Origin of the sequence: Pseudoxanthomonas sacheonensis (assembly GCF_010093305.1) — a bacterium.
In the GTDB taxonomy this organism is placed as follows: Bacteria; Pseudomonadota; Gammaproteobacteria; order Xanthomonadales; family Xanthomonadaceae; genus Pseudoxanthomonas_A; species Pseudoxanthomonas_A sacheonensis.
This window is the reverse complement of record NZ_PDWS01000023.1, coordinates 20,757-36,088: the sequence shown is the minus strand read 5'-3', so window position 1 is coordinate 36,088 and position 15,332 is coordinate 20,757. Positions and strand designations below refer to the sequence as shown.

Below are 15,332 nucleotides of genomic sequence, written 5' to 3'. Positions count from 1 at the left end.
GGATTAGGCCATGTCGGTATCCCCCACCCACCCCGCCGCAGACGAGCAACTCGCCCTGGGCACGCTGGCCATCCACGGCGGGCAGTCGCCCGACCCCAGCACCGGCGCGGTCATGCCGCCCATCTACGCCACCTCGACCTACGCCCAGAGCAGTCCCGGCGTGCACCAGGGCTTCGAGTACTCGCGGACCCACAACCCCACCCGCTTCGCCTACGAGCGTTGCGTGGCCGCGCTGGAAGGCGGCAGCCGCGGCTTCGCCTTCGCCTCGGGCATGGCCGCCACTTCGACGGTCCTGGAACTGCTCGACAGCGGCGACCACGTCATCGCCATGGACGACATCTACGGCGGCACCTACCGCCTGTTCGAGCGCGTGCGCAGGCGCAGCGCCGGCCTGGATTTCAGCTTCGTGGATCTGACCGACCTGTCAGCGTTCGAGGCCGCCATCCGTCCCGAGACGAAAATGGTCTGGGTGGAAACCCCCACCAACCCGATGCTGAAGATCGTCGACATCGAAGCGGTCTGCGCCATCGCCCGCAAGCACGGGCTGCGCGTGGTGGTGGACAACACCTTCGCCTCGCCCATCCTGCAGCGCCCCTTGCTGCTCGGTGCCGATATAGTCATGCATTCGGCCACCAAGTACCTCAATGGCCATTCGGACATGGTCGGCGGCATGGTGGTGGTGGGCGGCGATACCGAATTGGCCGAGCAGGTGGCGTTCCTGCAAAACTCCATTGGCGCGGTGCAGGGACCGTTCGACAGTTTTCTGGCGTTGCGCGGGTTGAAGACGCTGCATTTGCGGATGAAGGCGCATTGCGAGAATGCGATGGCGTTGGCGGAGCGCATGGAAGCCAACCCTCACGTCCGCAGGGTCATCTACCCGGGACTTGTTTCGCATCCGCACCACGCGCTGGCATCGCGACAGATGCATGGGTACGGCGGCATAATTTCCGTCGAACTGGCAGGTGGCTTTGAAGCCGCTGTCCGCATGTGTGAGCGGACTCGCCTGTTCACGCTGGCTGAGTCCTTGGGGGGTGTTGAAAGTCTGATCAACCATCCGGCCGTCATGACGCACGCTTCCATTCCGGAAGCACGCCGAAGCCAGCTGGGTATCACGCCGGGGTTGGTCAGGCTGAGCGTGGGAATTGAAGCCGTCGATGATCTTCGGGAGGACCTATGGGCAGCGATCGCATGATGCTGTGCAGGCAGGCCGGCGCCGGGCATCCTGACGCCACCGTGACGATTGGCGAGGATTCGGCGTGCTGATCAATCCGAATCATTCGATTTCCCCATTGGTGGCAGTCAAAAGCGTCAGTGACAATTTCGAACTGATCGTGCAGATGGTGAAGCGAGAAGTGATCGGCCGATACCGCGGTTCTATGATCGGTTTGGCTTGGTCCTTCTTTAATCCCTTGTTGATGTTGGCAATCTATACCTTTGTTTTTTCGGTGATCTTCCAGACACGATGGGCAGGCATAGGCGAGGAGCAGAGCCGCACCGATTTTGCGATCATCTTCTTTGCCGGTCTCATCATTTACGGGCTCGTGGCCGAGTGCGTAAACCGCGCGCCGACGATCGTGGTATCCAACGTGAACTACGTTAAGAAGGTCGTATTCCCGCTTGAAATACTCCCGCTGGTCGCCTGTGGATCGGCGCTTTTCCACATGCTCGTCAGCGTGGTCGTCCTATTGCTGGCGGAATTGTTGTTTGCCCACCAATTGCCCTGGACCGTGCTGCTGTTCCCCGTTGTGCTGGTACCGCTGCTGCTGGGCGTCGCGGGTATTTCGTGGTTTCTTTCCGCTCTCGGCGTTTTCGTACGCGATATCACTCAGGTCACCGCGATGTTGACCACGATGCTGCTTTTCCTGTCGCCGATCTTCTTTCCTGCTTCCGCTATGCCCGCAGAGCTGAAGATATGGATGACATTGAATCCGCTGGTGTATTTTCTGGATGAGGCGAGGAATACGCTCATCTACGGCGTTGTTCCGGACCTGAGCAACTGGATCGTCGCCACATGCATAAGCGCTTTCGTTGCGTGGCTTGGGTTTGCGTGGTTCCAGAAATCGAGAAGGGCATTCGCCGATGTCCTCTGATATGACTCTTGCTCCGACCTTGGACGGAACCGATGGCGATACCGGCTCGGCCGTCGTTGCGCCTCGTTCGAAGAAGGTCATGATCCGGTTGACGGATGTGACGAAGTGCTACCAGATCTACGAGGCCCCGCAGGACCGGCTGAAGCAGGCCATCTATCCGCGTTTACGTAAGTTGTTACGCAGGCCAGAAAAGAAGTACTTCCGCGAGTTCTGGGCGGTCAAGGGAGCGTCGCTGGAGGTGAGGGTGGGCGACACCCTAGGAATCATCGGCCGAAACGGTTCGGGAAAATCGACTTTGCTGCAGATGATCTGCGGAACCTTGACTCCTACCAGCGGCGCGATAGAGGTTAACGGAAAGGTCGCTGCACTCCTCGAGCTTGGCGCAGGATTCAATCCCGAATTCACCGGCCGCGAAAACATCTACATGAACGCCACGGTGCTCGGTCTTACCGAGACCCAGATCAATTCGAAGTTGCAGGACATCATTGCATTCGCCGACATCGGAGATTTCATCGATCAACCGGTGAAGATCTACTCAAGCGGCATGTACGTGCGGTTGGCCTTCGCGGTGATCGCGCATGTCGACGCGGACATCCTCGTGATCGATGAGGCTCTTTCCGTCGGGGATGCGGTGTTCTCCCAGAAATGCATGCGCTTCCTGCGCAGCTTCCGCGAGCGAGGGACGTTAATTTTTGTAAGCCATGACACGAGTTCGGTGATCAATCTCTGCCACGAAGCGCTCTGGTTGGACCAAGGGACGGTTCGTCAGCAGGGTGCCGCGTTGGAAGTGGCGAATGCCTATCTAAAATACACCGCAGACGAGGTTTATGGCGACATCGTGAAGCTGCAGAAAGTCGGTGCGGCTACGGAGGCGGAGGGGCATGCCAGGGTCGATGAGGATACGCGGCTTGAGTTGTTCGACAATATTGCGAACTCCGATGGCTGGAAGTCCGACGCCGCCGAGATTATCTCGGTAAACCTTTCCAGCGCAGATCAGCAACCCATTGCCGTGTTCTCTGGCGGCGAGAGGGTGATGTTGACAGTGCGTGCGAAGGCGTTCAAGAGGATAGAAAGCGCCATTATTGGTTTCTTCGTTAAAGATAGACTGGGACAGTCCTTGTTCGGGGAGCATACCTATACCTATTCTCCTGGATTGGAGTTGGACGAAGGGCAGGTCTTCGAGGCCAGTTTCGCGTTTTCGCTGCCGCTTCTTCCCAACGGAGATTATTCGATGACGGTTTCCGTCGCCGATGGCGATCCGTGGGTGAATATCCAGCATCACTGGTTGCACGATGCAGTTCTGATCCGCGTGTCTTCGCCCAAGCTGCGCTATGGGCTTGTGGGCATACCGTTCGAAAGCGTGACCGCCCGGATAACGGCTGACATCATTTGAGCGTGTCCGGGCTGTTCCCGGCACGTGTTTTTATGCAACGAAAGTGCGCTTTGCACAAGAAAGACGAGGATCTTTGCGGATGAATTTGGATAATTTGCTCAACGACGCGGCGCTTATCAAGCCTGACCGGCTTGAACTATCCGCATGGACTGGGCACATACCATTCGGCGCAAGCTTGGTTGCCGCACTACGACCAAGGGTGCTTGTCGAGCTCGGCACCCATTCCGGAAATTCGTACCTGGCGTTCTGTCAATCGGTCGCCGAGAACAATATCGATACAAAGTGCTTTGCCGTGGATACGTGGGTGGGAGACGAGCATTCCTTCCTGTACGGCGAAGATGTCTTCATCGAACTCAGTCGTTATAACGACCGCAAGTACTATGATTTTTCGCGCCTGCTCCGGATGACCTTCGACGATGCCCTCGGCTACTTCGCCGACGGCACTGTGGACCTGCTGCACATCGATGGCTTGCACACATACGAAGCGGTTAGCCACGACTATACGACTTGGTTACCCAAGATGTCGGAACGTGGCGTGATTCTTTTCCATGACATCAATGTCAGGGAAAGGGGGTTTGGTGTATGGAAATTGTGGGAAGAGCTTCGCGCGCTCCATCCCCACATCGAGTTCATTCATTCGCATGGGCTTGGCGTTTTGTTCGTTGGCCCGGAGGCTGCACGAGAGTCCTCGCTTCTGGTCGAGGAATGGGGTTCGGCCGCGCGTGGCACGCTAGTCAAGCGCATCTTCGCCCAGTTGGGACAGAGCGTTGTCCAGCGATACCTGCTTGACGCCGCCGAAGTGGAATTGCAGCAGCGTCGACAAGAAGTGACGGCTCTGGCGCAGAGTGTCGAGACGGCGAAATCGGCCGCCGAAGCTGGTCAGTCGAATGCGGCTCATTGGCAGGGCGAGCACGCCGAAATATCGCGCCAGAGTGCCGCGCAGTCGGCAGAGCACGCGGCGTTGAATGAGCTTTACAAAGCGACCACGGGTGCGCTGGAGATGCTCAAGCTAGACATGGCGCAGCTGCAGGAAACCTGCGGCGTTCAGATGGCGAGTATGCAAGCAGCATATGACCAAGCCATGGAAGGGATGCGCCGTAGCTTGGCTAATAAGGACGCGGCGCTCCTTGAGCGCGAAGAACAGATTAAAGAACTGGTGGCGGCATCCACGACTGCAGCCAGTGGCATCGCGAACCTCACGCGACTCCTTGCCAAAGCGCGCCAAGATCAGACTGAGCAGGATGCCAGGACCGCTCAGCTGAAGCAGTCTCTCTCGTCGCGCGACTTGATGCTGCAGGCCCGTGACCTGGAACTTCAGCACTTCAGGTCCGAAGTCGAAGCGCGCGCTGCGCGTGGCAGGAAGCCGTCGTCAGATGGGAGTCTGCGTAGGAATTTCGTCGTCGAGCGAACCAAGAAGGGAATACGTGCTTCCTATGTGGCTGTAGTCGACGCATACGCTGGCATCAAGGAGTGGGGTCCGCGTGGATTCGCGGGACGCATTCGCCGTGCCTATAGAGAAGGCGGTGCCGCGCGGGTCTTATACAAGGCGCTCGCTTTCAGACAATTTCGCGACCAGCCTCGAATGCATTTGGACCCGGTGGCGCAATCCAGGTCCAATTACCGCACGAGACGAGAAGGGGTATCCGCAAGACAGCCGCTCCCGCCTCCCCAGAGCCCTGATGGTGGCGAAGGACTGGCGCAGGCAGGCGTGAAGGCTGTCCCGGTCCGTCAGTATCCGAGTGCAGTGCAGGAAAGTTGCAGAATTGCCTATGTCATCAATGCGCATGATTCGATGACGCAGCACTATCGCGTAGACAATTATGCCGAGGCCTTGGCGAAATATGGTTTCGCATCCGGGGTCTATCTCGATTCCGAGCTTTCCACCGAAAGCGTAATCGATGCGGACATCCTCGTTCTTAACAGAGTCGCATGGACGCCCTTGCTGGATGGATTGATCCGAGAGTGCAAAGCCAAAGGGTCGGTCGTTATCTTCGATATTGACGATCTTGTATTCGATGCCTCGCGCGCGGACCTGCTCCGCTTCACTCAGTCGATCGATGATGTGTCCAGGCAGCAGACTTTGTCATTCCTTGATCGCATTCGGAAAACGATGCTGCTTTGCGATGCCGTGACCGTGTCGACTGCGGCCTTAAAGGAGGAGGTCGTGCGAGCGGGAGCGTCGGCATACGTGCTTCCCAACAGCATCGGCATCGAGCAATCGAGGAGTGCGGAAAGGTTGATTAAAGCGCGCGGCGCCAAGAAAGCGGATGGCGCCGTTCGAATCGGCTATTTCAGCGGAACCAAGACGCATGAAGCGGATTTCGCGGTATGTGCAGCTGCACTCGGCGGTATTTTGGACCGCTATCCGAACGTGGAGCTTCAGATCGTCGGTCATCTAGAGCTGCCCGAAATCCTGAGTTCGCTCAAGGACCGCATACGCGCCTTGCCACTGATGCCCCACGACAAGATGTTGGAGTTGCTTTCGGAGGTCGATATCAACTTGGCTCCGCTGGAGCCATCCAACGCATTCACGCAATGCAAGAGCGAACTGAAGGTGTTCGAGGCTGCGATGCTTGCTGTCCCGACGATTGCCTCACCCACGGATCCGTATCGAACAGTGATATCGCACGGCCGCAACGGGATGTTGGCGGGAAGTGCCGATGATTGGTACCAATGTCTTGAAATCTTGGTACAGGATCAGGACAGGCGCGTGCGCATGGGGCAACTTGCGCGTGACGAGATCGCACCTCGCTTCGATGTCGCTACGACCGTGCAGGAAGCGAAGGCGATTTACGAGGCGGCCCGGCTAGGCCTGCTCAGGCAGTCGACACGAACGGCCAGCCACGTTGCGCCAGCTGATGCCCGTCCGTTGGTCACGGTCGTGTCCATCCTGTATCGCAAACAGAACGAAGTCCGATATTTCCTGGAGGCGCTTTCCCGCCAGAATTTCGATGGCCGCTTCGAAGTTCTTCTTATAGACGACGTAAGTCCGGACGATTCGGTTCAAGTGGTTACGGACTTCATGTCGTGGCTTGGCGAGGAAAAGAAATCGAAATTCGATCTGCAAATAGTGACAAACGACGGCAACATAGGGAATTGTGGGAGCAGGAACAAGGGTCTCGGTTTGGCCCGGGGCGAAGTGGTCGTGATCGTCGACGCAGACTGCATGTTTAATGAGGACTTCCTTCAGTCGCATTATTCGGCGCATACGGTGGACGGTTGTGACGTCGCCATTGGCCCGATCAACATAGAGACCAACGGGGATCCGGCACTGTCTGTCCTGACCCGGTACGAGACGGCCGTCCACCTGGCGGAGGAGAATGGACTGCCGCAAGACGAGCTGAACCGGGAATCCTTCGTGAATTGCATCACGCGCAATTTCTCGATCAAGAAGCAGTTCGTGCAAGACAGGCTCAAGGGTGAACTGTTCGACGAGGACTTCAGCTACTCGTCTAGCCCTGATTCCGGCTTTGGCTGGGAAGACGTCGAGATGGGTTACCGGCTGTATCTCGCCGGTGCAAGGATCAACTATCTTCCGGATACCGTTTCTATTCATGTCAGCCATGAGTCCTCGGCAAATGAAGCCGAGAAGCCGCTCCGTTCCTTGCGCAACTACAGACGGTTGTTCGAAAAGCATCCCGACATTCTATTGACGTCCAGGACTTGGAGCGTAAGGACCTATGAAGCGATCGTCGGATGGGCAAGGTCCGTTGGTTCGCAGCTGGAAGACAACGAAGATTTCCGTTGGCTTGACCGGAGATTCATACGTTATAGGCAGGCACCCGTTCTGATCGAGCGCAAGCGGCGACTGCGAGTGCTGACGCATCGCTGGCATGTCCCGCATCAATACGAGCTCTACAAGAGCGGCCATGACTTCACTCTGTTGACCGGAACCGGCACCGGGCTCTGCGATCACTGGGAATGGGAGAAGCGACCGATGCCCGGCAACTGCCGGATGTTGCCGTACGACAAAGTGGATCCACGCGAATTCGACGTAGCTATCCTGCATTTCGACGAAAACGTGCTGCATCCCGAGCTGTGTCATGGACTGGTACCGATGGACTGGGGGAATACGCTCGCGTGGTTCCTGGACAACGTCGACCTGCCCAAGATTGCGATTTGTCATGGCACTCCGCAGTTCGCAGGCCAATACGACAATGACTATGCGTTGCCGGACCTGGGCAGGATGCTTGAGTCGAATCGGATTGAACTGGTGGACCGGCTGCGGGACGTGTTCGTCGTCTGCAACAGCCATCAGGCCAGGCATGAATGGGGTTTCGAGAATAGCCAGACCATCTGGCACGGCTTGGCGCCAAGCGAGTTCAATCCCGGCACGCATGATCTGGAGGTTCTGGTCATGCAGTACCAGGCCATGAAGAATCGCCCTCACTACAATGGCTTGCGCATTTACGAGGCGATTAGTCGATTGGTCGGGGAGCGTATAGCCCTCGAGTGCATGAGGACGCCTGATCCGGATATGGAGTTTTCAGTAGGCGCCGAGCGATGGGCGCATGCCAAATATCAGAATTACGTGCGCCAGATCGGTCGGTACCCCGTATATCTGAATACGAGCGTGCGATCGCCGATGCCGCGGTCGCGTACGGAAGCCATGCTCACTGGCGCGGTTTCGGTCTCGCTCAGAAACCACGATATCGACATGTTCATCAAGAACGGTGTCAATGGATTCTATGGCGATAGCGCCGAAGAGTTGGCCGAGCAATTGAATTGGTTGAAATCGAACGAAGCCGGCAGGAGACGGATGGGAAGAGCCTCCCTGCGCACCGCACGGGAGATATTCAACCAGGACCGCTACCTCTCCGAGTGGAGCGAACTGCTGGCACGGATAGCAGGATAAGGACTGAAATATGTGCGGATTTGCGGGTTATGTATCCAAGGCCGGCGGCATTTCGGACGTCGCCGTCCAATCCTTGACGCAGCTGGGAGAAATGCTCTTTCACCGTGGACCGGACGATGGCGGGGTTCGGGTGGGAGAGCATTTCGCCGTCGTGCACAGACGTCTTTCCATCATCGATGCGGCCCATGGGCAGCAACCCATGTTCACTGCGGACGGAAAGCTCGGACTGGCCTATAACGGTGAAATCTATAATTTCAAGACGCTGCAGAGCGAACTTGTCGACCAGGGAGTAAAATTCCTCACCGACTGCGATACGGAAGTTTTGCTGGCCTTGTTCCAACGGGACGGGGCGGACTGTTTCAGGCGTCTGGACGGCATGTTCACCGCTTTCATCTGGGACTACCGCACGTCTGATGAGGGCGAATTCCACCTGGTTCGCGACCAGCTGGGCATCAAGCCGCTTTATCTGTACGAGGACGAGTCTCAGTGGCTTTTCTCCAGCGAGCTGAGCCCTATGCTGAATGTCCGGGGCCTGGACCTTGAAGTGGACAGCGTCGGCCTTGCTTCTTATTTCACCTATCGCTACGTCACCGCGCCCAGGACGTTCTTCAAGCGCATACGCCGGATAGAAGCAGGGTGCTACGTCCGCATCAAAAACAAGCTGGCGACGACCTGGAGGTATTGGGATCTGCCTGAGGATACGGGGGGCAGTCCACTGTCGCTCGAAGACGCGGCTGACGAACTGCGATTGATGTTGCGTCAGTCGGTCAAGCAGCAACAAATGTCGGAAGTCCCGGTGGGCCTGCTGCTCAGCGGTGGCCTGGACTCGAGCGCCATCGCTTCACTTTGCGCGGACATCGGTGTGTCCATGACGTCTTTCAGTATCGGTTTTCCTGATCTGAACGAATTCCAATACGCCGAGGAAGTCGCAGTCAGGTTCGGGCTGCCCCACGTCGCTGTGGAAACGACACCTGACGAAATCGTCAACCGGTTCGATCGCGTGGTGGCGGCGATGGACGAGCCTATCGCCGATCCCGCATGCTTTCCTTTGCATATCCTTTGCGAGTCGATCAAGAGCCAAGTCACGGTCGTGCTGTCGGGGGAGGGCAGCGACGAGATGTTCGCAGGATATCCGCAGTACGCACTGGGTATGGGTTCTGACCGGACTCGCCCACTAGACCGGTTCGGCCATTTCATGGCGTCCAGCTGGTACTTCCATGGCCGTCACTTGCCGCTCAATTTCCAGCAGGATCCAAGCCGCAACTTATTGCAGAAAATCTACTATGACGAGCGGGCGCCATTGAGTGGAATGCTTGCCTTCGATCAGAAGACCTGGTTGCCGGAAAACCTGATGGCAAAGGCCGACAAGATATTGATGTCGCACTCGCTGGAGGGACGCTTCCCATTCCTTACTACCGGGATCGTGGAGTTCGCCGCCAGCCTGCCCGACGCACTCAAGATGGACGCTATTGGCGGTAAATCCGTGCTCCGGAAAGCGTTCTCCGAATCCTTGCCGCCCTCGGTGATCAGCCGAAAGAAGATGGGGTTCTCGGTGCCGGTCTCGCAACTTCTCGGGCGCCTCAAAGATCGATTCCGCTATCTCCTCGAGAGCAAGGAAGGGCCGTTCTCGGAGTATATCGATTACGGTCAATTGATCGAAGACTTCAACGATCACTTTTCCGGCAGAAGGGAGCAATCCCTTTGGTTATGGACGGTTCTCGTGCTGTTACAGTGGCAGAGCGGCCTCGGTCGGTCATTGCAGCAGATCCATGAAGCAGACGTACCCATCAACGTGGCCATTTGACATGCTAAGTCGGATTCCGGAGACGAACCCATGAAACAAGACGCGCACTTGCCTTCATACAACGTGCCCGCGAACCCGTCACGCGACCAGCTCGGGGAGTTATTCTGCAAGGGCAAGGGACTAGAGATAGGCGCAGGTTTGGTTCCCACCAGGACCGCGCCGGGTTCGTCCGTCAGGTACGCCGACAAGCGCAGCGACGAAGAGTTGCGGGCCTATTTCGGTTCCGATCAAGCCATTGGCGTCGAAAGCCTGTCGGGCATATCTCATGAGAAGTTCGATTTCCTGATCGCACACCACGTGCTGGAGCACAGCGCGAACGTGATCGCAACGCTGGTGGAATGGTTGGGGATGATTGAGGATGGCGGCACTTTGTTCCTGAGCCTGCCGAACCGACATCAGACACCCGATAATCTCAGATTACTGACCCCGCCGACACACTTCCTGCTCGACTACTCGTATGGAGTCACCGAAGACGACTATGAGAGCAGGGAGCACATCTGCAGTTTTCTTTGGAGCTGGATCGACGTAGGCGGCCTGGAAGGAAAGACCAAAATGGAATCCGCCTCGCTGGTCTTCGCGGCGTTGCATAGCGAGCAGAACGATCTGCATTGGCATACGTTCAATGCCGATACCTTGGAGTTCGTCGTGCGCACGGCGGCTGCGGTGTTGGGATTGTCCGCCGAGGCGCTTTACCTGCATGATGGTTATCGCAGCGGGAGCGAGCACCGGGGGGTCTTCAGAGTCGGAAAGTCGGCCGACGCGCAGAGCGCACGCATGAAGAGGTTGATGGAGATCAAGCAGGAAATGAGGGGGCTGATCAACGAATTGGCCGTTGAAGGTCTGGAAGGTAAGGCTACGTTCGCATTGTCGCGCGAGGATCGCGGAAAGATCTTTGCGGTCGAGGAAGGCAAACTCCGTTGGGTGCGTTCGCCGGTTACGCTCGAGGAGAGGGGGTTGTCCAACATGGACTACACCTATCTGGAGACGGGGGGTATGGATCCGCGACTGATCGGGAAGGAGATCGATGCGCCTGTCAGGGACCGCAAGTCCGAGATAACCGATAGGCTGAAGGGTTTGAAGTCCGAACCTGGCATTGAATTGTCTCCCGGTTCGCATCCCATGCTCGAGAAATCGCAGTTCAACGTGACTTATCTGGACAAGATGGACCATAGCACCATAGCGACCTATCTGAGTGGGACCCCTGTCCCAGTCGATGTCGTATTGGGCGATCGGCTCATAGATGAGGTTCTGCCTCATGGCAGCCTTTCCTACATCGTGTCCAGCCACGTTATCGAACATGTCCCGGACTTCATCCAGTTCTTCATTTCATCGTCCCGCCTGCTGAAGCCTGGCGGAAAGATCGTCATGTACGTGCCAGACAAGCGTTACACATTCGACGTCCTCCGTGCGGTTTCAAGTGTTGGGGATATCGTTGCGGCCCATGAGGCTCGCTTGAGGTGTCCGAACCGTGCGATGTTCATCGACGCGTATGCAAACTCCGATTTCCAGGCGGACACCACGGGCATATGGGAAGGGAGTTACGAGCCAAAGCCTGCGCGCACGTTGGAGCACGCAACCGAGATCGCCGACAGCACGGATTTGTCCACTGCCGATGTGCACTGCTTCACGTTCACTCCGGACAGCATGAAGACGTTGCTCGGTTACGTCGTTAACGAATACATACCCGCTTTCGAGTCCGTAATCGTCGAGGACACCAAGGTTGGGGCTAACGAGTTCATTGTTGAAATGACATTAACCGGACAGCGGCTACAGTAGTACGGTTCACACCCTATTTAATGAGGAGTAAATCCATGCGTACATTGAGCAAGGTTTCAATCGCGTCGCTTGTGGTGGGCATAATGGTTGCCGCAGGCGGCTGTAAGAAGGACGCGGAAACGGTTCCGGCGCCTGCGGACCAGGCAACGGCGGCGACCGAGCCTGTAGCGGCCCCGGAACCAGCGCCTGTCGATGCGGCCACGAAGTACGACGGCAAGATCGTCCATCAACCGGATGCGGGTCGTGGAAAGGATGATGGCTGGTTTCTGGTCAAGGACGGTAAGCGCCGTTGGATAACGGAGGCCACTTGGCTCGAAGCCAACGGTTACAAGGCTACCGATGTCATATACATCACCAGCGAAGAATTCAACGCCATTCCGGAGGATCCCAGGCCGCTTCCGGAAACAGAGCCTGCCGTTGCGCCGTCATCAGCGGATGCCACAAGCCCGCCTGAGACGCATTGACTCGCATCTCTGAGTTTCTGAGAACCGAAGCCGCCGAATGTGCGGCTTCGATTTTATTCCCACAATGAATCCTTCATGCGCCGGCGGTCCATAAGCGGATGGGATCGAAAGCCTACAAATCAGTTGAGAACGCCGGGATGCTGCTTGCGGGTGTTTTGGCGGATTGCGAACCTTCTCTCTTCGAAAACCATGTCGTTTTGGACAGCACGGGCGTGTCGTTACTGGGGCCCGGCTGGTTCCGGATCCAACTATCCGGGCCGTGGCAGGAGCGAAATGTCGTGGTGCATGTGGACTATGGCGATGGATTCTGGGAGGCGGACCGCATTTCGCTGGAGAGGATGACGGTTAGTGCGACCGGAGTCTTGTCGGGCATACTGCTGCTCCCGGTAGCCCCGACTAGGATCAGGATCGGCTGGCAATCGAAAGGGATTCCACAGCCTGTCGTAATTGGTTTGCACAGAGCATCTTTGGCGCGCATTTCCTTCTTCTTGCTAGTGCGCGAGCTTCGCCCACGTCCGATGCACGCATTGTCTTGCATGATCGTCATTCTGCATCGTCGTGGGCGACGCGGGTTGGGAGACTGGCTTTATGGACGATACGCGGGTACGGGTTTCGAAGCCGCAGAATCCAACCTCGAATTGGCCGAGTCGCAGAGTCGTTATCCCACTGCCGTTCCGCGCTCCGATGCGGTTCCCGGGCAGCCACTGTTTTCCGTTCTGGTACCTAGTTATAACCCCGATGTGCCGTTCTTGCGTGCATGCCTCCAGAGCGTGCTGTCCCAAACCTGCCCCGATTGGGAACTTTGCATCGTCGACGATTGCAGCACGGATATGCGGGTGAATGAGACGATTCGCGCCTTCGCGCTCAAAGATGCGCGCATCAAGTTCGTGGCACGCGAGTCGAATGGCCATATTTCCGTGGCCACGAATACGGCACTGTCGCTTGCAACGGGCATCTACATAGTGCCGTTGGACCATGACGACGAATTGCACCCGATGGCGCTTGCCGAATTGGCCACGGCTGTCGCGTTGCGGCCGGAACTGGATCTGGTATTCACGGACGAGGACAAAATCGACGTAAAGGGGTGCCGCAGGAGCCCATTCCTGAAGACTGGCTACAATCCGGAGCTTATCCGTGCCCAGAACTGCGTCTCCCACGTGGCTGCGTACAAGCGGGCGATCGTCCAGCGGCTTGGAGGTTTCCGCGAAGGTTACGAGGGAAGCCAGGACTGGGACCTAGCGCTCAGAGTGGCTGATCATTCGGGTGCGAATCGCATCGGCCACATACCCAAAATCATGTATCACTGGAGGACGACCAGCACTTCGACCGCCGTCTCTGCGGAGGCCAAGCCTTATGCGTTGGATTCTGCGATACGGGCTGTCGAAGACGCTCTTGGTCGAAAAGGAAGTCGCGATGCCTACGTGACGCCGCTTTTGCGATTGCCGGGGAGCCTACGTGTCGTTTTTCCTATCGCTGAGGGGGGAGTGAGGGTTTCGTTGATCGTCTTGACGGGTAGCCGACTATCGGCAGCATTCCGGCAGCAATGCCTGGACGCAGCCAGTGCGAGCCGGATAAGTTTGGAGTTTCTTGAGGCGGCCATCATCGGTGAAACGATCAGAGGCCAGGGTCAGGCGAAAAACATCGCCGCCTCCCGCGCGCAGGCTGAAGTGCTGGTGTTTCTGGATGCGACGGTCGAAGGAATATCTTCGGGTTGGCTCGAAGAGATCGTCTCGCAGGCGGCGCGCGAGGATGTGGGAGTGGTGGGCGGAAAGCTGTACGGACGCGATGGACGAATCCGCAATGGAGGTTATGTCGTCGACCGCGAAGGCGCGATACATGCGCCCCATCAGGGGATGTCGGGTCAGCATCTGGGACATGCGAATAGGGCGCGCCTTGCTCAGAACGTTTCCGGCGTCCCGTCTTGCTGCATGGCAGTGCGCCGTTCGGTGTTTGAAATGCTGGGAGGCTTCGATGAGACCTTGGCGGAGCCCTATTGCAGTGTCGATTTTTGCTTGCGGGCCAATGCGGCAGGCTTGTCTACGGTGTGGACGCCATACGCAGAATTCGTCGACCACTGCGAAGATGACCTAGGCGGCCTGCCCGTGCCCGGTGGAGTTCCGCGGTGGGATGGAGAGGTGGACCGTCTGGTGGAGCGGGACACGGCAAGACGGCGACGCTGGCAAGAAGCGTCGCGGCCGATGTCGAGCGGGGAACTGCGATTCACTTAAGGCCCTTATAATGGCGTGCCAGGAAAAAGGATGCATACAGATGTTTCTTGAAGAAAGCGAAGCGGTTCCGCTGAAGGATGTCCTGATCGCCATGCAAAATCGCATAGTGACCAAGACCTCCTATTTCGGAGTTCCCACCCAGAAGAACCCTCTTGATTTCTGGGTATACCAGGAGCTTGTCACCGCGCGTCGTCCGGACGTTATCCTGGAGATCGGGAATAAGTTCGGCGGCAGTACGCTGGCATTGGCGCATCTGCTGGATCTGGTGGGACATGGGCGCATCATTGCCCTTGATATCGACCACAGCAATCTGCATGCAACGGCAATCCGGCATCCCCGTATCCAATTCATCGAAGGCGATGCCGTTGCGCTGGGGCCCCAAGTGAAATCCCTGATCGCCAGCAATGAGGATGTGCTGGTCATCGAAGACAGTTCGCATACTTACGAGAACACCCTTGCGGTACTGCGTGAGTACGCGGAGTTGGTCAAGTCTGGTGGCTACTTCGTCGTGGAAGATTCGATTTGCCATCATGGCTTGGACACGGGCCCCAAGCCCGGCGCCTACGAAGCTATCGAAACATTCCTGGCCGAAAACAAGGATTTTGAATCGGACCGCGAAATGGAATCGTTCGTGGTCACCTGGAATCCCAAGGGATTCCTGTTAAGAAGTTAACCTGTTCCTCATTTCAGGGTCTCACCGTGCACAATAGTTCCTACGAACA

The 15,332-nt window shown here is 57.3% G+C and carries 9 protein-coding genes; all 9 read left to right on the top strand.

Annotated elements, in window-relative coordinates:
- The first annotated feature begins 10 nt into the window (after positions 1 to 10).
- The gene (locus CSC73_RS16770) at positions 11 to 1,192 is read left to right on the top strand and encodes a cystathionine gamma-synthase (RefSeq protein WP_163842739.1); all 1,182 of its coding nucleotides are present in this window, start codon (positions 11 to 13) and stop codon (positions 1,190 to 1,192) included.
- A gap of 64 nt (positions 1,193 to 1,256) precedes the next feature.
- Positions 1,257 to 2,090, top strand: a complete 834-nt coding sequence (locus CSC73_RS16765) for an ABC transporter permease (protein WP_246197552.1) — start codon at positions 1,257 to 1,259, stop codon at positions 2,088 to 2,090.
- Complete coding sequence (locus tag CSC73_RS16760; RefSeq protein WP_343042741.1) at positions 2,080 to 3,483, top strand: ABC transporter ATP-binding protein; 1,404 nt, start codon at positions 2,080 to 2,082, stop codon at positions 3,481 to 3,483. The genes CSC73_RS16765 and CSC73_RS16760 overlap by 11 nt, the downstream gene beginning before the upstream one ends.
- A gap of 79 nt (positions 3,484 to 3,562) precedes the next feature.
- Positions 3,563 to 8,338 (top strand): class I SAM-dependent methyltransferase, encoded by a 4,776-nt coding sequence (locus tag CSC73_RS16755; RefSeq protein WP_163842736.1) that lies wholly within the window; start codon positions 3,563 to 3,565, stop codon positions 8,336 to 8,338.
- 10 nt (positions 8,339 to 8,348) lie between these two features.
- A complete protein-coding gene (gene asnB / locus CSC73_RS16750) occupies positions 8,349 to 10,142 on the top strand; it encodes an asparagine synthase (glutamine-hydrolyzing) (protein WP_163842733.1) in 1,794 nt (597 codons plus the stop codon).
- A 30-nt stretch (positions 10,143 to 10,172) separates the two neighbouring features.
- The gene (locus CSC73_RS16745; RefSeq protein ID WP_163842731.1) at positions 10,173 to 11,918 is read left to right on the top strand and encodes a methyltransferase domain-containing protein; all 1,746 of its coding nucleotides are present in this window, start codon (positions 10,173 to 10,175) and stop codon (positions 11,916 to 11,918) included.
- Positions 11,919 to 11,953: 35 nt separating this feature from the next.
- A complete protein-coding gene (locus CSC73_RS16740) occupies positions 11,954 to 12,382 on the top strand; it encodes a hypothetical protein (RefSeq protein WP_163842728.1) in 429 nt (142 codons plus the stop codon).
- 98 nt (positions 12,383 to 12,480) lie between these two features.
- Positions 12,481 to 14,610 (top strand): glycosyltransferase family 2 protein, encoded by a 2,130-nt coding sequence (locus CSC73_RS16735; RefSeq protein ID WP_163842725.1) that lies wholly within the window; start codon positions 12,481 to 12,483, stop codon positions 14,608 to 14,610.
- Positions 14,611 to 14,650: 40 nt separating this feature from the next.
- Positions 14,651 to 15,283 (top strand): CmcI family methyltransferase, encoded by a 633-nt coding sequence (locus tag CSC73_RS16730; protein WP_163842722.1) that lies wholly within the window; start codon positions 14,651 to 14,653, stop codon positions 15,281 to 15,283.
- Positions 15,284 to 15,332 lie beyond the last annotated feature (49 nt).